Origin of the sequence: Cytobacillus sp. IB215665 (assembly GCF_033963835.1) — a bacterium.
Classification (GTDB): domain Bacteria; phylum Bacillota; class Bacilli; order Bacillales; family SM2101; genus Nanhaiella.
This window is the reverse complement of record NZ_JAXBME010000015.1, coordinates 109,420-127,072: the sequence shown is the minus strand read 5'-3', so window position 1 is coordinate 127,072 and position 17,653 is coordinate 109,420. Positions and strand designations below refer to the sequence as shown.

The window sequence follows — 17,653 nt, the reverse complement described above, 5'->3', positions numbered from 1 at the left end:
AACTACAGGAGGAGCTACCATTGACATAATAAAAAAATACATTGAAGAACAAGGTGAATGAAGACCTTAGCGACTAACCCCCACTAAATCAAATAGATTTTGAAGGGGAATGCGTCGCAATTTTTTTGTTCAAATATTGTACAAAAAAATCTTCCAACGACAAGGAACCATATTTAGGAGCGATCATATTTTGAGTCATTCCTTGATAAAAAAATAAAAATATACCGTATTGTTGCTTATTTATCATTTTATAGACTTTTAACATGGGTGGAAATAATACTGTTGGTAAGTAAGTTATCTTTTCTTTTTCTCCTATAACTTTAAAAGCCATTTTAGCAATTTGTTGATGGGTTAGTATCTCAGGTCCCCCTACATCCAAAACCTCACTAGAATATAGTTTAAAAGATTCCACACAAAATTTTGCCAAGTCTTCTCCGTGAATAGGATTCAATTTATTAATTCCCTTACCAATTAAAAAAGCTCTACCTTTTATAGCTAAATTGAGGAATTCAGTCATATCAGAAAAATAACCTGTTGGCCTAATAACTAAATGCACCAATTTAGAACGGATTAACTCTTTAGCAAACTTTTCTTTCGCTTCTGTCATAGGTCCTTCAAAAACATCACCACGGAGTACGTGAATATACATAAATTTTTTCACATTGCTATTTTCTGCTTCCCTCAATAAATTGGTATTGCCTTCATAATCAACTTCGTGAAATGTTAAACCATCCCTTTGCCTTGTAATACCAACTGAAGAAAAAACATAATCTATTCCTTCACAGACCCCTTCAAGCGTAATTGGCTTCGTAATCTCAGCGGTTATAACACGATCCACTTCTTTATCAATTGCTGGTTCCATATAATTACCTCGTCGTTTCAGCTTATCTTTATTCCTAACTAGGACACTTACATGATAACCTTCTTTTTTTAAAGCCTTTACTACGTGACGTCCTAAAAAACCAGTTGCTCCAGCAACTAAAACCTTCTCCACTACCTCCACCTCCAACAATTTCATCAATTTAATAAGAACTATATTTATATTTCACAAAAAGCGAATAACGATAAAAACCGATCAAATAATTCTTTAACAACACATTTATTTACTATTCATAAAATATGAGCATACTCATTATTGATTATACCCATATTTTAATCCTTTTTTGATATTTTCAAAATATTAATACTATAAAACATCTCAGTATTCTCATATTTTATGCACACTTGAATTTTCACTATGTGCAAGTGAAAAAATTATTTGTCATCATTTTTACTGAGCTTGCTTTTGTTACTTATTTGAAGTGGGAAGTTGTTGCATAAAGGGTGTTTTCGCATTGATTGTTGCTATTTGTACTATGTAATACACACGAAGTTTACGAAAAAATCATACATAAAAAAACCCCCCTTTTTTAAAAGGGCGGTTTTATTTTTCACAATCATAGAAGTATGTGGTAATTGGATAAATAAGTGTTTTGTTGTTAAATACGAGCTAAACAAGTCTGCATCTTTTCTTCTCAAAAGACGGAAAAAAATAGTTATTACATAAATTACTCAAATATAAGTGAGAAAAGCACTAAGTTTTACGAAAAGCACCGAGTTAGCAAAGTATTTACTATATTCAACATGTTATTTTATCGACAGTATTGACCATTATGTAATGCACTTTAAAGAATACTAGTCAGATAAAATAAATAGAGAATAACACCCTACATAATTGTTAACCGTGAATTATTGTTCTTTATGACAGACAACCTTATTTGCTAATTCTTCTTTATTGACTTTATATAATTGATTCAGCAATTCAATTTGGAAGCTGCCAACACCATTCATGCCTTGTTTCTCATAAGCTACTTCTGCAGCAACACCGTAATAGGCCACTGCCGATACCGCTGCTTTAACAATATCCTGTTCTACTGCTGCAAAAGCACCAATCACTGAAGTGAGTAAACAGCCTGTTCCAGTAACTTTTGTTAACAATTGATGACCGTTGTTCACAATATAAGTCGTCTTTCCGTTAGTAATGATGTCACTTTGTCCTGTAATGACAACTGTTGTATTCAATTTTAGTGCTGCTTTTTTTGCTAAATCTACTACATCACCAGCACCTTCTCCAGCATCTACGCCTTTTATATTCCATTTTTCATCAATGACGTTTGCAACCTCTGCAGCATTTCCACGTACGATTGCTACCTGTACTTCGTTTATAATACGCTTAGCTGTTTCTGTTCGATACGCTGTTGCACCAGCACCAACTGGGTCAAACACGACTGGCACACCATGTTCATTTGCTGATTTTCCTGCTATAATCATTGCTTCAATCTCAGTTTCGTTTAAGGTACCAATGTTTAAGACGAGTGCACCAGCTATTTTTGCCATATCCGCAACTTCCTGCTTTGCATATGCCATCACTGGCGATGCTCCAACTGCTAACAACCCATTAGCCGTAAAATTAGTAACGACAACATTAGTAATATTATGCACAAGTGGCTGTCGTTCTCTTACTTTATTTAAGGCTGAAACAATACTTGCAATATCCATCATAAAAATCCTCCTTTAATATCGTTTAATTGTACCTCACATCTGTAATTGGAAAATATGGATACTGGTTACTTATGATATAAGCAACAGAAATCATCGTAACAAAGTAAATGACAAATGATATATCAAATTTGGAAAATGATATGTGATAGTAATATGTTCTATTTTTCACTTGTGAAAATCTCTTTGCTTCCATTGCTACTGCAATGCGGTGTGCACGACGAATACTTTGTGACAACATCGGAATAGCATAAGAACGAAGTTTTTCATAAAAACCTTTCATCCCACGCTTTGATTCCACTCCCCTAACTTTCATTGCATAACGTATTGTTTGAAACTCATCGATCATAATTGGGATAAGGCGCAGGCCAGCCATAAAACTATAAGCGTATTTTGGTGAGAGCTTCAATTGCTGCATCAACGAATAAAAAAGGAAAACCGGTCGAGTCGTCAAAGCAAAAGTGATGCCAAGGCAAGCAAAGGTTAATGCTCGAAATCCTATATGAAGCCCACGAAAGAAGCTCTCTTCTGTAATATGAACAAGTCCCCATTTAAACCACGTCGTATCCCCTTTACCGAAGAAAATCATTGACGTTGCTGTTGTAACAAAAATAAATATAAAAGGGATGAAAATAAGCAATACCCTTTTCAATGGATGGCCAGAAAATAGTATAAACAATATTAGTGTAATAATCGTATAATTGATCATAAAGTTAATGTTATGGATTAATAAAACTGACAAAAATAATATCATCATGGTGATCAATTTTAAACTAGGATTAATTTTATGGAGCCAAGTTTCTTTATAGGTAAAATCAAATTGCATGACTTCCCCCCCTATCTGCTGATTGATAATTCTTTCGTTTGTCTTTGGAAAAATTGTTGAGAAGTACCATCAAAAATAAGTTCACCATCATCAACCAGCCAAACCCTAGTCGCAAAGTATTTCGCGATTTCCATGCTATGTGTAACCATTAAAACTATCGTTCCTTGCTTACGCCAATGCTCGATTAGCTCTAAGATTGCAAATGTATTTTTTGCATCCTGCCCAAAGGTAGGCTCATCTAACAACACAATTTGCTGTTCTTTAACAATTGCAGCAGCTACGCTTAGCCTACGCTTCTGCCCCATTGATAATTGATATGGGTGTTGATCTCTTTGCTCATTCAAACGAAATTCATGCAACAAGGTTGTCACTTTTTCATCTATTGCATGGTCATCCAGCTTATCTAAGTGCAATGAAAAGGCAATTTCATCATAGACTGAATTTGTGACAAATTGAAATTCGGGATTTTGAAAAACAAATGTTAAGTAATCGGTTAATTTACCTATTTCCTTTACTTGTCTTCCTTCAATTGTATAATTACCTGTCGTTTTTATCAGTTGCATAAGTGAGTGAAGTAGCGTACTTTTGCCAGCACCATTCTCACCAACGATCGTAATCCATTCACCCTCAGAAATATTTGCGTTGTTTATATCAATTTTTACATTTTTTCCACGATACCCTTTGAATTGTGATACGCTAACAAATGGTTCTTCCAAAACAGGTACAGTAGGAATTTGCTTTGTTGTTCTGTCAATATAGTCATGCCAAGCATCAGGATACCATATACCTTGGTCAATTAGCTCTTGTTTATATGTAGACAGCACATACTCTTTAGGACCATCTGCTACGATTTCTCCATGTTCATTAAACAAAATAATTCGTTCGATAAAATCTAATACATGGTCTATATTATGTTCAACGACGATAACCGTTTTGTCACGGCTTACATCTTTTATCGTATCCCATATTTGTTTGGTCCCTTTTGGGTCAAGCATAGCCGTCGGCTCATCTAAAAACAATACTTCAGGTTGAAGGGCCATCACTGAAGCAATTGCTAAGCGTTGCTTCATACCTCCTGATAACGTTTGTATTGATGTATGGAGGTCATCTACTTCAAGCTCCACCATACTTACATATTCTCGAATTTTTTCGGGCATATCCTTGCGCTTAACCCTCAAATTTTCCAACACAAATGCAATTTCTTCATCAACGAAAGGCATACAAAATTGCGTGTCCGGATCTTGAAAAACATATCCCCATGATTCTGGTGTAATAATTTCATCAGCTTTAATAGGTACTTCAATTGAATTTGGAATGATTCCTGATAACACTTGCAAAAGCGTAGATTTACCGCATCCCGAAGGTCCTAGTATTAATACTTTTTCCCCTTCATAAAAAGAAGAGGAGACATCTTTAAATAATAAAGATGCACTCCCAGTAAACTTTAAACGTAAGTTTTTCACACTTGTGATTTCTTGCATTTATAACACCTCAACTACTTATCCAACGCATCATAGTCTTCTTTTGATGCAGGACGAACTAAGTTTGTAACACCAGTTGCTTCCAAAGCCTTAACGAGATAATATGCAAAAACACCAGCTATTATAATCCCACTGATTACTCGGAATCCAATGAATAAAGTTAAATTCCACGCTGCTAAATCACCTATATACCCTTTGTAATAATCCATCCCTATTGATGCTACTGCCGATGCAGCACCAGCAAGTGATGCAATTAAGATATCGTAGCGTTTATAACGCGCTGCAGCAAATATTAGTTCTGCAGCTAATCCTTGTAACAACCCATATAGCATTACTTCTAATCCGTATTCAGATCCCATGATAAATTCACCAGATGCAGCGGCCATTTCAGCAATAATTGCCACACCAGCTTTACGAATAACCAAAAAGGCAACAGTTGCTGCTATAAACCACATTCCATATGCAAGCTGATCTACTTGTAATCCAAATGCACCTATCGTTTCATAGAATGTTCCCCATAATTTGTATACGATTCCAAATACGATTGCAATGACTATTGTAACTAAAATATCAGTTAATTTTAAACCTTTGTTCATAGTTATTTCCTCCTATCTTTAATATCAATCAAAAACGCTCTAAGTTGTTTTCCAAAATTACAAGCCAAAAACGAGAATTTTGCGATTGTCATCGTTTTATATTAGATAAGAGACCTTAGCAAAATTTTCTCACCTGTCTAACATGCTTTATTTGGATGTTGACATTGCTGAAATAGGCCAGGTTTCTTGTGTATATGCCATCTCCCAAAACATTAATTCATATTGACTACTAATGATAAAGTGCTCCTGCATTTTTTCTCTATCAGCTTCTGTTACTTGATCAGCAATGTCATCAAGCAAATCGATGACTTCTTCAACTAATTTGCGAAACCAATCACCACCATATGTTTGAATCCATTGTTGGTATATAGGTTCAGTTGGATTTGCATGAACAAGCTGCTCTCCAATCTCATAATATAACCAGTAGCATGGTAACAAAGCAGCAATCGTGTCGCCTATATGCCCAGTATGTGCTGCACGATACATATGAGAAGTGTATGCGTATGCTGTTGGTGCTGGTTTAAAATTAGCTTTTTCTTCTTCGGTGATACCTAGCTGAACCATAAAGTTCTTATGAAGAGATAATTCAGCTTCATTCGTACCGATCGCGTGAGATGCCATTTGGCTCACTATTTTTAGATCAGTTGCTTGTGATGCTGCTAATGTTTGCACTCTTGCAAAATGACTTAAGTAATAAGAATCTTGTAGAACATAATAGCGAAAGCGATCCAATGATAATGTCCCATCTGCAAGCTCTTTCACAAATGGATGATCAAAACTCTTCTGCCAAATTTGGTCTGCTTCTTCTCTAATTTTTTTGGAAAACTTCATGATAAATTCCACCCTTCTTTTATAACATTCGCTGCACTAAGAGTAAGGCACCCTTGTGATACAAAAGATGAAGTGGAAAATTTCTTGACAGCATATTGCCTATCCTTGTCTTTGTTTTCGCATATAACAAAACATAATTATAATAAATAGTAAAAGTTCATGAATAAATAGCTTTGTTATAAAGGCATTAGAAAACAAAAACCACTCTACAGATAGAGTGGAATTAGACGAATTGGAAAATGTTATCCAATATGTTTGTCATCAATCCACTTCCCTACGCTAGCATTAACTAGATCAGGTATAAGGGTTAAGGCAGCAAAGCCCCTCTCAGCAAACGTGATTTGCACCCCTAGTGGTAAGCGATATTTAATTTCACATACAACCTTACTATACTTTTATTATTTCCACAAGCAAAAGATTCCTACATACTTACTTCAATATTTTCCCTTTTACCCAATGTGATATAAATTAATATGACACAGAAGTTTGTTTTTTTATAACTTGATCTAAAGTAATACATATAACTGTGCCTACTACTAATCCGTTATTTATAATTGGTCTTAACATGGATGGAAGTTCATTTATTGCTTGTCCAGGAATAAACAATAAACCAATGCCAACCAATAATGAAAGCCCGATAATAAAATATTCTCTATCTCCTAATTGTGTAGATTGGTAATCTTTTAAAGCTAAACCAATCATGATAGTAAATGGGTAGAATAAGATTGCATACCCAACTGGTTCGGGAATCATAGCAGCATATGTAGTAAACATTGGAATGAAACTAAGTAATATAATAAATACATTTCCTAAAATAAATGGTAAGCGATTAATTATTTTGGTCATTGCAATAAATCCCGCTGATCCAGAAATTGGTACACTGCCTATTGCAGAAAAAATACCACTTAACCATTGGTTTATCCCCATAATAAAGCTTGCTTTATTGTAGTTTACAGCTTCATAATTTTTTGTATGTTCTTGTAGCTCTTTTTCCACAACATAAATCGAGGCAAGCATATTTGTTAATAATAGTAAGCCTATCATAATGGAAGTAATAATCATACCGCTATTCAATTGTGGTATTCCCCAAGCAAAGATCTGTGGTACCGAAATACCATTTGTAGTTGGCGGAATACTTTTTCCTAGACGAAGCACAGCAAACAGCAGTGATCCAATGAGTAAACTTAGTAAAACAGAATATCTTCGAAGAAATGGGACACGACTTTTTGCCAATAATATCGTGATAATTAAAACACAAACCGCAGGTATAGCAACTGAAAAGTCTACTGAATCTTGTTTATACCCTATTCCAAAAATACCGTTCATAAATGCACCACTTAGTTGTGCAACTAATAATAATAAATAAGTTCCAGTGACAATTGGAGTAAACAGCTTCTTCAAATGATCGATCAATTTAAAAATGGCTAATAAGATAAATAAAACTCCGCTTAGTATCATCCCCATTTCAAGCTGTTGTAAACCCTCATATGTACCAAGATTTCCAGCTTCAACAATACTCGCATAAACGATAAACACACCCCACCATAATCCTGCTGGACCTTCCATTATCGGTAAACGATGACCTAATACTGCTTGTAATAGACCTGAAAGACCTAAAACGAATAAAGTTCTTTGTAGTAATGTAGCGATTTCTGCTTGGGGTAACCCAAAGGAATTTCCAATAACTATAGGAGCCACAACACTTGTTGTAATTATAAAAATCATCCATTGTAATGATGAAAATAATAACCTCATAAAAAACCTCCATCCTATCATATATATTCAATTCAGGAAATTGTTAGTATAATTACTCATATTAACATACATTCATTTTGCCACAATACATGGAATCATCTAAATGTTGATCTATATCATTAAACGTTGATTATATGCAATATTTCTAACTTCAAAAAGAAATAATAAAATAGCTAACCAATTGAGGTTAGCGGTATAAAATATTATATTGTTTTTTCTATTTTCATAAGTATGATCATATATTTTAGGATGTATTAGCACTAATTGTTGCTTTTTTTACTAAAAATGGACAGTATGAAGAGGCTTATGAAACCTCAAAAATTGTAAAAATAGAAAAGATACTTCCAACGCTAGTTTTAAACATGCTTACATATTAGAAAGAAAAGCATGCAAAAACAGTCTTGCGAACAGAGCCTATATTTAAGGTGTTTTATCTTTATTTACCTTTGCTCCATACGCTGTTACATATATAAGTGGAATGATTATTTCCGCAAAAGGTTCTGGTTTGCTAAATAAGGCAGAGAGGAATCCGAAATTACTGCTATCGTAGTTCGGCTTTTGTTCATAGTTATTCAGATCATTAGACGAAAACAGTGGAGTAAGCAAATATAGATTTCTCGCATTAGTATTTTCAATTATACCCTCAAAAATTTTTCCATATTTCGTTACAACCTTTACTTCCTCGTTTAATAGTTCATTCGCAAAAACAGCAGCTTCCGTTTTATTTACAGGATGATACCATTTTTCTTCTACGATGGTCTGGCTTGTATTATTTGTCACATTACACCATCACCTTAATTTTTTACAATTATCTTATGCAGCCAAGATCAAAAGTTACTTGACATAAGGAGAAAAAGAAAATATAGTATATGTTAATTTAATAAGGCTCTTTTCGAAAATATTGTTGCAATTGTCACCAAATTAGCATAGTAAGAAGGGGTATAATACGTTTGACATCGTTTTTCAAAAGAAAAGATGTCTAAGTGTTTATCACTTAATAAAAAACAACAATTAAGCGAAAACAGCTTTTATATTGTAAACGTTGATAAGGACTAGTAAAACGTTATGTGCTTTTTTAGAGAGGAAATTAATTGCTGGGAAATTTCTAAAGTACTCGTTTGAACCTACCTTTGAGTACTGTATCGAGTGATTATATTCACGAAGGTACAAGCGGATTGTAACCGTTATCAAATACAAGGGTGTTTACTACACTACATGTAGTAAACAAACTAGGGTGGTACCGCCGATAACCTCGGTCCCTTTTTGGGATTAGAGGTTTTTTATTTTGGTGTTATTATCTCATCGATTGTAGATTATTAATTCGGTACAGCTAACTTTTACGGCAGCTTGCTATTCTAATTTAGTTACAGTATAACAAAATTAATGAAATAAGCTGATAAGGCATTTTAGGAAGGTGGAGAATAATGGGTAAAGAAAAAAAGTTTGTTGAAGAAATAACATCAATGGATGAAGATTTTGCACAATGGTACACAGATATTGTTAAAAAAGCTGATTTAATCGATTACTCATCAGTGCGAGGTTCGATGATTATTCGTCCATATGGCTATGCTATTTGGGAAAATATTCGCCATATTTTAGATGTAAAAATAAAGGAAACAGGCCATGAAAATGTGTACATGCCATTATTTATACCAGAAAAGCTACTGCAAAAGGAAAAAGATCATATTGAAGGGTTTGCACCTGAAGTAGCGTGGGTTACTCATGGAGGCTCTGAAAAATTAGCTGAAAAGCTATGTGTCCGACCAACATCAGAAGTATTGTTCTGTGAGCATTATGCAAATATCATACACTCATACCGTGACCTACCAAAATTATATAATCAGTGGAGTAACGTCGTTCGTTGGGAAAAAACTACGAGGCCTTTTCTCAGATCACTTGAATTCCTTTGGCAAGAAGGTCACACTGCTCATGCAACAGATGAAGAGGCACATGAAGAAACTCGAAAAATGCTTGATGTATATACTGAAGTATGTGAGCAATTCCTTGCTATACCAGTCATTAAAGGTCAAAAAACAGAAAAAGAAAAATTTGCTGGAGCTAAATTCACGTATACAATAGAAAGTCTTATGCATGATGGCAAGGCGTTGCAAACTGGAACATCTCATCATCTAGGTGACAGCTTTGCAAAAGCATTTGGCATTCAATATACAGATCAAAGTGGAGAATTACAATACGTACATCAAACATCATGGGGAATAACTACACGTTTAATTGGTGCCCTTATAATGGTCCATGGTGATGACAGAGGGCTAGTGTTACCACCCAATATTGCGCCAACACAAGTGATGATTGTACCTATTGCACAGCATAAGGAAGGTGTTTTAGATAAGGCTTATGAACTGAAGAAAACACTTTCCTCTGACATTCGAATTGATATTGATGCCAGCGATAAAAAGCCAGGTTGGAAATTTAATGAACACGAAATGAAAGGGATACCTCTACGCCTTGAGATCGGCCCTAAGGATATTGAGAACAAACAAGTTGTTCTTGCAAGAAGAGATACGGGAGAAAAAGAAAAGGTACCAATGGAGAACTTAGCTACTGCTATTTCAGAGAAATTAATACAAATACAAGATCATTTATATAATAGGGCACTCTTAAATCGTCAATCTAAAACAACAACTGTAGAAAACATGGTACAATTTGAAAACTTTTTTAGTACCAACAATGGATTTGTTAAGGCCATGTGGTGTGGTAAGCAATCCTGTGAAGAAAAAATTAAAGAACACACTGGTGCAACTTCTAGATGTATCCCATTTGACCAAGAAAAGATTTCAGCAACCTGTGTATGTTGTAATAACGAGGCTAACCAAATGGTCTATTGGGCAAAGGCGTATTAACAATTTTAGGTGCTGGAAAAATCATTCCAGCACCTTTTCATAAGTCTAATTTTTTTTATCGAGCGGTTGGAAATACTCTTCTAACTGTTTCGTTAAAATCTGTAAAAAATCCTTCTACTGGTTCACCTCTATTTATCCTGTTACCATAATCGGTCATACGATTAATGAAATCAGGATTTGTTGACACATAAACATTATCAATATTTTTATCTTGAGCTCTAACCTTATCGGCTATGCGGCTTTCCAGCTTTTTCGTTGTAGTCCCTGTTGTATTATTATTTAATGTTGCTGCTACATAAGCATTATTGTTAGTAACAATAACATTGGCTCTTCTTACCTCTTTCATTGCAGTGATACGATCTGCTGCGTCTTGTGCCACTTCCATACGTGTTTCATTTGCAGTATTTGTACGATTGTTTGCATTATTGACACGCATTCTATCGTAAGTCACATTACGATTAGCAAGATTTCCTTCATATGCTATATTACGCCTAACTGCGCGGTTTTCATTATAAGTGACATTTCGTAAAGTGTTATTATCCCTAACATCTATTGCTTCTTCATTAGGTGCAGTATTACAAGCAAATAATAAAGGAACCGATAGCATCGCTACCGAAAATAGCTTCAGCTGTTTCAATAATATCAACTCCTTGAGAGTAAAATAAACTTACACCCTTAGAGTAGGCAAAATCAATTGCTCACATGCCTGACAGTTATTGTTAAACAAATCGTACACTTATTGTTGTTGTAAATTAGCCACTTCTTCAACAATTTGGTTAACATCAATACGTTCAAACAAGGCTGTTACATGATCAAGTTTACCTTGTTGAATTTCCGTATAAGCCCATGAAATATGATCTAATTGCAACATTTCTGCAATTTTCTTACATGAAAACGGCAAAAATGGTTGTAACAGCACTGATAAGTTTGTAATGATCTGTATACATGTAAATAGTGTCTGTTCACAATTTTTCTTATCTTCTTTAATTTGTATCCAAGGTTTTTGTTCGTCAAAGTACTTATTGCTTTGTCGTATAAACAAGAATATATCTTCAATTGCTCGTTTAAAATGACCTTGCTCGATACATTGTCCTATATGTTGGTATAAATTTTGCAGTTCACTCTTAATTGTTGCGTCAATATAACCTTCTGGCACATTTCCATCAAAGTACTTTTCGATAAACTTGAAGCTTCGATTAACAAAGTTTCCAAATGCTCCTAGCAATTCACTATTATGACTATATATAAATTCTCGCCATGAAAAATCAGTATCTCTATTTTCTGGTGCATTAATGAGTAAATAATATCTGATTGAATCTGGATCATACCGCTCAAGTAAATCCGGTATCCATACTGCCCAGTTTTTGCTCGTTGAAATTTTTCTTTTCTCAAGGGTCATATACTCACTTGAAAAAATATAATCTGGTAAACTTTTCTCTCCAAGACCTAATAATATTGCCGGCCAGATAATTGAATGAAACGGTATGTTATCCTTACCATGTACATAATATGTGGATGTTTCTTCATTCCAAAATCTTCGCCAATCATCATCATTGTTTTGTTTTCCCCATTGCATACTCGCAGACAAATAGCCTGTTACTGCTTCTATCCAAACATATATTTTCTTTTCATCATATCCTTCTAACGGTACAGGTACACCAATTGGTAAATCTCTAGTTGCTGCACGATCTCTCAGTCCTTCTAATAAATATCTCTCAGTTAATTGAACCGCATTTTCTCGCCAAGTTCCTTTGTGCTTTATAGGATTAAAAAATTCTTCAATTTGCTGTTGAATTGTCGATAATGCGAAATAAAAATGTTCAGTTGACCTAATTGTCGGTGTACTACCACAAAGCTTACATCTCTTTGCTCTTAATTCTATCGGTTCAAAAATTGCTGAACAAATTTCACATTGATCTCCTCTAGCATTATTTCCACAATTTGGACATTCCCCTTCAACATATCTATCCGGCAAAAATTGTTCGTCTATTTCACAATACACTTGTTCTTCAGACTTTGTGTACAATAAACCTTCTGCTAAAAGCTTTAGAAAAACTTGTTTAACAACTTCATGATGCTGCTGTTGATCAGTTCTAGTGTAAATATCATATGAAAACCCTAGCTTGGAAAAGCAATCGACAAACTCCTCATGATATCTATTAGTTATCATAGTCGGAGTAACCTTTTCATGTTTTGCTCTTATTGAGATAGGTGTTCCGTTACAATCACTTCCTGATACGTATAATACTTCTTTTCCTTTCAAACGGAAATATCTCGCTAATACATCTCCAGGTAACAATCCTGCAATATGTCCTACATGCAATGAACCATTAGCATAAGGCCATGCCCCACCAATAAAAATACTCATTAACAAACCTCCTACTATCACGTTATTTTCACATCTAGTTTTTTACACATTTGTTAAACACAACAGTTTTTGTTATACAACTGTGAAGTCAATCAAATTTGAACAACTGTTTAATTAGGTGGGGAAGGGAATTCCTAAATTGACATACCCTTACGCAAAGAGGGGATTCAATTCAGTGAAAAATAAAAACCCTCGCCCTAAAGACAATTTTGTCTAAGGACGAGGGAAAAATCTCGTGGTACCACCTTAATTCACTAATAATAACCTTTTATTATTAGCCTCAAACAGTACGGAGCAACAAACAATACTCTTATACCTTGACATTGATAACAGGTGCCAAATCCCGTCACAGCCTACTAAATAGTAATTTAAAGCCTCCATCGTTCAGTGTAAAGCTCAGAGACCATTGTTCAAACAATCTTTTCTTACTTCTTTTCAGCTACCGAAGCTCTCTGTTAAGAAAAAAATGCCCTACTTTTTCTCTTCAATGCCTTTAACTTACAATTTTAATCTTCTTTGTATAATATTACAAATGAGCAGGAAAGTAAACACGTTCCTTTATATTACTTGATATCAAATTGATTACGTATTATTTGCACTTTGTTATCCGTTTCGGTTAAATAATTAATAATTTTTTTATTATCATCATTTAAATGATCAATTGTTGCAGACATTTGTTGTAAACTAGCTGACGTTTGTTCAAGAAGTGCAGAAAACTCCTCTATTGAATTCTCATCATTTACTGTTTTTAATTGAACATTTTCTGATACTCCTGTAAGTTTTTCCATCCTGTTAGATAGTTCAACCAATGAGTGATAAATTTCGTTAAAGTAAGAAGTACTACTATTCGTTGTCTTCAAACTCATCGTTAATTTATCACTACTTTCCATGAGTTTTTCCTGAACTAAGCTGTTGCTGTCATTTATTTGTTTTAAATTATTTTCAATCTGTACGGTTGTTTGCTCAGTAACTTCAGCTAGCTTGCGGATTTCTTCAGCAACAATCGAAAATCCTCTCCCAGCATCTCCAGCTCTTGCAGCCTCAATAGATGCATTTAATGCGAGTAAATTAGTTTGCGAAGTGATTGATTTAATTGTATCAGTCAAACTATTTGAGTCATTAATTTTTTCAGTTAGTATTAGAAAAGTGTCATTCATCTCACGTACACTATTATGCAAATTATTCATTTCATGTGCTAATTCATTCATCTTATCAGTTCCTTCTTGTGCAACCGATTGAGCATTTTCAGAATCGTTCTTCACAATTTCTGATGTTTCATGAACTTCTGTGATGAGTGATCTAGTTTGCCTTAAATGATTAGCAATATCGAGTATATGATTTGTCTGTTTTTGACTACTAACCGATACTTCACTAATAGCAGTACTCATTTCATTTTGCGAAATAAGGTTTTGATTTAATTGTTCATAAGTTCTTTCTATATTATCAATCACTTCCTTTATGCTGTCCTGTAAGGTTGTCTTTTGTTTTGTTGATTTTCGTGCTTGAGCTTCGGTTGATTCAATGTGTTCATGCAAATTTCGATACTGCCTTTCACTCAAAGTTGTGAGTACTAACAGTAACACCCCTATTAGTATATACGTCAAGAATAGCGCTGCTGATGAATCTGAATAAAATGTCATGTCGCTAGGCTCGAAATATATTATGCCGATCAAAACAATAAAACCTAGTGTGTATCCAACTACAAATAGCCTCTTTTGTAATTGTATTGCTGAAAATACCGCTGTGTAAAAAGCAATAAGCAATATGGTAATTGTTGACTTACTAATTGGCAATATAATGATAGGTGGAATAAAACATAAAATAACTGCTATGTACGCATAAATTATTTCATTTTTAAACTTTTTATAGACGAGAAAAGTAATCGTGTTTAACATGATCGTACTAATATATAAAATAACTTTTACATTCCCACCGTCATTAACTAAAGCATTCAATAAGCCAGCTATGAGAGTAATTGAAAACGTCAAAAACATTAACAAATTTTTCGTTCTTACATCCTTAACCTTTAATGCTTCAACCTTTCCCATATCAATCTCCCCCCTTTTTTTATGCTGTTTCTTTTCGACTGTTGTTTTTGCACTAACCTTCAACTTCAATTGTTTTACATGATAGCTTCCAACATAATAAAAAAAATAACAACTACTTTGACGAAAATAACATTTACTTACTAGTAAGTAAATTATTAAGAAATAGTTATTCGAATAAGTTAATTATACATGATTCTTTTCTGAAGATTCATTCTAATTTTCATTATTTTTATTTTTTGTATTACCATGGTAAAAATGTATTAAACTATCTTTAAATAACAGAACTTCATCGCTTTCAGAATGATTAACAATTAAATATGTTGCTGCTTTTGGCATAGAAAAATTTTGTATTTCGACTTCTAACAACCGACCTTCTAACGTTTCACGAATAATCGTTGACCGAGGCAGAAAAGATATGCCTAGCCCCTCTTCAATAAATCGCTTCGTTACATTTACTTGAGTGACTTCCATTCTACGCATTTTAGCAAACCTATCTCTAAGTTGATGAAGAAGCCCCTCCCAATAATCCGGATGATTATGTGTGAAAATCAAATAATTATTTATAATCTCTTCTATATCAAATGGTATGCCTGCGTCAAAATCCCATCCATCATGAGGAATAACTAATACAACAGGATCATCAATAATTTTTGTTATTTGTAAAGATGAGTCTACAACGTATTTGCGAGATAAACCAATATCAACCTCCCTATTTTTCACAGCAGTAACTATGTCCTCTGATTCCATAACCTTTACAGCAATTTCTATTTCTCTATGTTTTTTAATAAACACTCTAAGTAGATTAGGAAGAATAGAAGCTGCTATTAATGGCGAGGAAGCAATCGTTAATTTGCGATTATAGCCCTGTCGCCAGCTTTCAAGTTCATCTATGCCAATTTCTAAACTTTGTACTACATTTTTCGCATATGGTAAAAACTTCATGCCTGTTGAAGTAAGTTCAATATTTCTTCCTTTTTTACTAAAAAGAGTAACACCAAGAAACCTTTCTAGGTTTTGAATATGGAAAGTTACAGTTGGTTGTGCCATGAATAATTTTTCTGAAGTAATACGAAAATTTTGATATTTTGCAGCAACAATAAATGTTTGGAGCCAACGAATATCCATAAAGTCCTCCTTTAATTAAATTTCCTTATTAATATACTTTATATTATTTAATATTCGTAATTAAAGCAACGTTATAAACTATTAGTATATTATGATTACCTAGGAGGAATGTATGTTGACAATGAACAAAGGGTTAGAAGGTGTTATCGTAGCAAATTCTGAAATTAGTTTTATTGACGGACACAAGGGGAAACTGATCTACCGAGGCTATCATGCACAAGAGTTGGCGGAAAATCATTCTTATGAAGAAATTGTTTATTTGCTTCTGTATGGAGAGCTACCAACAAATGATCAGTTAATACAATTACAAAATCAATTAACTGCATATCGTAACATACCAGAGGATGTTACGATCATTATCGATAAATTACCAGTTGAAATGGATATGATGAGTGTATTACGTACTGCTATTTCTTGTTTAGATGGACAATTAACTTATTGGCCTCCAGCTAAAAATGACGCAATTAGAGTTATTGCTCTGACTCCAACAATTATAGCTTACCGCTATCATCGTTTGACAAATACGAATTACATTGAACCTAATAAAACTTTAGATCATGTCTCTAATTATTTATACATGTTATCAGGAGCCATACCAAAGCAGGCACATGCAAAAGCATTATCAGCATACTTTATCCTTACAGCTGAACATGGAATGAATGCATCAACTTTTTCAGCACGAACGATCACATCAACACAATCTGACCTTATCTCAGCAATAGTTGGGGCGATAGGTGCGATGAAAGGACCACTACATGGCGGTGCACCTACAGATGTAGTTGACATGCTTAATGAGATTAACTCAAAACAATACGCTAACAGCTGGATAACTGAGCAACTTGAACAAGGAAGAAAAATTATGGGGTTTGGCCATAGAGTATATAAAACTCATGACCCTCGCGCATTTGCCTTAAGAAACATTGTTCAGCAACTAGTAAAGGACGATGACTGGTTTGACTTAGCAATTCATGTCGAAGAGGAGGCAATTGCTTTACTTGAAAAATATAAGCCTGGACGTAAGTTATATACAAATGTAGAATTTTATGCAGCAGCTGTGCTCCGGGCAGTGAAGATGCCTGTAAACCTTTATACACCAACATTTACAGCAAGTAGAATGGCAGGTTGGACGGCACATGTATTAGAACAAGCTGCAAACAATAGAATCATCCGTCCAAAAGCTCAATATATTGGACATATCCCTAGTTAAAAAAGCTATCTGACCAA

The 17,653-nt window shown here is 34.2% G+C and carries 14 protein-coding genes, 1 riboswitch and 2 other annotated features; of the genes, 2 read left to right on the top strand and 12 right to left on the bottom strand.

Annotation, left to right across the window (positions count from 1 at the left end; genetic code table 11):
• Positions 1–88: 88 nt before the first annotated feature.
• The 8 genes from SLH52_RS17085 to SLH52_RS17050 all read right to left on the bottom strand — a co-directional run bounded on the left by SLH52_RS17085 (position 89) and on the right by SLH52_RS17050 (position 8,807).
• Positions 89–994 carry an SDR family oxidoreductase gene (locus SLH52_RS17085; protein ID WP_320210478.1) on the bottom strand — a complete coding sequence of 302 codons (906 nt, stop codon included), beginning with the start codon at positions 992–994 and terminating at the stop codon, positions 89–91.
• A gap of 734 nt (positions 995–1,728) precedes the next feature.
• Positions 1,729–2,538, bottom strand: coding sequence for a hydroxyethylthiazole kinase (thiM, locus tag SLH52_RS17080; RefSeq protein WP_320210485.1), 810 nt, complete (start codon positions 2,536–2,538; stop codon positions 1,729–1,731).
• 25 nt (positions 2,539–2,563) lie between these two features.
• Positions 2,564–3,364, bottom strand: coding sequence for an energy-coupling factor transporter transmembrane component T (locus tag SLH52_RS17075; protein WP_320210477.1), 801 nt, complete (start codon positions 3,362–3,364; stop codon positions 2,564–2,566).
• A gap of 11 nt (positions 3,365–3,375) precedes the next feature.
• On the bottom strand, positions 3,376–4,845 hold the full coding sequence (locus tag SLH52_RS17070) for an ABC transporter ATP-binding protein (RefSeq protein WP_320210476.1): 1,470 nt from the start codon (positions 4,843–4,845) through the stop codon (positions 3,376–3,378).
• A 14-nt stretch (positions 4,846–4,859) separates the two neighbouring features.
• Positions 4,860–5,441 (bottom strand): ECF transporter S component, encoded by a 582-nt coding sequence (locus tag SLH52_RS17065; RefSeq protein WP_320210475.1) that lies wholly within the window; start codon positions 5,439–5,441, stop codon positions 4,860–4,862.
• A 147-nt stretch (positions 5,442–5,588) separates the two neighbouring features.
• A complete protein-coding gene (tenA, locus tag SLH52_RS17060) occupies positions 5,589–6,272 on the bottom strand; it encodes a thiaminase II (protein WP_320210474.1) in 684 nt (227 codons plus the stop codon).
• Between the two features lie 254 nt (positions 6,273–6,526).
• Positions 6,527–6,633: riboswitch (TPP riboswitch) on the bottom strand.
• Between the two features lie 107 nt (positions 6,634–6,740).
• Entirely contained in the window at positions 6,741–8,027 is a 1,287-nt protein-coding gene (locus SLH52_RS17055) for a purine/pyrimidine permease (protein ID WP_320210473.1), read from the bottom strand.
• A gap of 420 nt (positions 8,028–8,447) precedes the next feature.
• On the bottom strand, positions 8,448–8,807 hold the full coding sequence (locus tag SLH52_RS17050) for a hypothetical protein (protein ID WP_320210472.1): 360 nt from the start codon (positions 8,805–8,807) through the stop codon (positions 8,448–8,450).
• Between the two features lie 253 nt (positions 8,808–9,060).
• Positions 9,061–9,291 (top strand) — a binding site (T-box leader).
• Between the two features lie 160 nt (positions 9,292–9,451).
• On the opposite strand from SLH52_RS17050, the gene proS reads away from it, so the two are divergent.
• Positions 9,452–10,888, top strand: a complete 1,437-nt coding sequence (gene proS / locus SLH52_RS17045) for a proline--tRNA ligase (protein ID WP_320210471.1) — start codon at positions 9,452–9,454, stop codon at positions 10,886–10,888.
• A 55-nt stretch (positions 10,889–10,943) separates the two neighbouring features.
• Here proS and SLH52_RS17040 read toward each other — a convergent pair whose 3' ends face one another.
• The 4 genes from SLH52_RS17040 to SLH52_RS17025 all read right to left on the bottom strand — a co-directional run bounded on the left by SLH52_RS17040 (position 10,944) and on the right by SLH52_RS17025 (position 16,429).
• Positions 10,944–11,525, bottom strand: coding sequence for a YhcN/YlaJ family sporulation lipoprotein (locus SLH52_RS17040; RefSeq protein ID WP_320210470.1), 582 nt, complete (start codon positions 11,523–11,525; stop codon positions 10,944–10,946).
• 99 nt (positions 11,526–11,624) lie between these two features.
• The gene (metG, locus tag SLH52_RS17035) at positions 11,625–13,256 is read right to left on the bottom strand and encodes a methionine--tRNA ligase (protein ID WP_320210469.1); all 1,632 of its coding nucleotides are present in this window, start codon (positions 13,254–13,256) and stop codon (positions 11,625–11,627) included.
• Between the two features lie 212 nt (positions 13,257–13,468).
• Positions 13,469–13,753: a binding site (T-box leader), on the bottom strand.
• Between the two features lie 66 nt (positions 13,754–13,819).
• A complete protein-coding gene (locus SLH52_RS17030; protein ID WP_320210468.1) occupies positions 13,820–15,304 on the bottom strand; it encodes a methyl-accepting chemotaxis protein in 1,485 nt (494 codons plus the stop codon).
• A gap of 213 nt (positions 15,305–15,517) precedes the next feature.
• The gene (locus SLH52_RS17025) at positions 15,518–16,429 is read right to left on the bottom strand and encodes a LysR family transcriptional regulator (RefSeq protein WP_320210467.1); all 912 of its coding nucleotides are present in this window, start codon (positions 16,427–16,429) and stop codon (positions 15,518–15,520) included.
• A gap of 112 nt (positions 16,430–16,541) precedes the next feature.
• On the opposite strand from SLH52_RS17025, the gene SLH52_RS17020 reads away from it, so the two are divergent.
• Entirely contained in the window at positions 16,542–17,636 is a 1,095-nt protein-coding gene (locus tag SLH52_RS17020) for a citrate synthase/methylcitrate synthase (RefSeq protein WP_320210466.1), read from the top strand.
• The last annotated feature ends 17 nt before the right edge of the window (positions 17,637–17,653 follow it).

Coding starts and splice junctions, on each gene's coding strand:
- thiM (WP_320210485.1), bottom strand. CDS start 2,538: ATGGATATTGCAAGTATTGTTTCAGCCTTAAATAAAGTAAGAGAACGA.
- SLH52_RS17075 (WP_320210477.1), bottom strand. CDS start 3,364: ATGCAATTTGATTTTACCTATAAAGAAACTTGGCTCCATAAAATTAAT.
- SLH52_RS17070 (WP_320210476.1), bottom strand. CDS start 4,845: ATGCAAGAAATCACAAGTGTGAAAAACTTACGTTTAAAGTTTACTGGG.
- SLH52_RS17065 (WP_320210475.1), bottom strand. CDS start 5,441: ATGAACAAAGGTTTAAAATTAACTGATATTTTAGTTACAATAGTCATT.
- tenA (WP_320210474.1), bottom strand. CDS start 6,272: ATGAAGTTTTCCAAAAAAATTAGAGAAGAAGCAGACCAAATTTGGCAG.
- SLH52_RS17055 (WP_320210473.1), bottom strand. CDS start 8,027: ATGAGGTTATTATTTTCATCATTACAATGGATGATTTTTATAATTACA.
- proS (WP_320210471.1), top strand. CDS start 9,452: ATGGGTAAAGAAAAAAAGTTTGTTGAAGAAATAACATCAATGGATGAA.
- metG (WP_320210469.1), bottom strand. CDS start 13,256: ATGAGTATTTTTATTGGTGGGGCATGGCCTTATGCTAATGGTTCATTG.
- SLH52_RS17030 (WP_320210468.1), bottom strand. CDS start 15,304: ATGGGAAAGGTTGAAGCATTAAAGGTTAAGGATGTAAGAACGAAAAAT.
- SLH52_RS17025 (WP_320210467.1), bottom strand. CDS start 16,429: ATGGATATTCGTTGGCTCCAAACATTTATTGTTGCTGCAAAATATCAA.
- SLH52_RS17020 (WP_320210466.1), top strand. CDS start 16,542: ATGTTGACAATGAACAAAGGGTTAGAAGGTGTTATCGTAGCAAATTCT.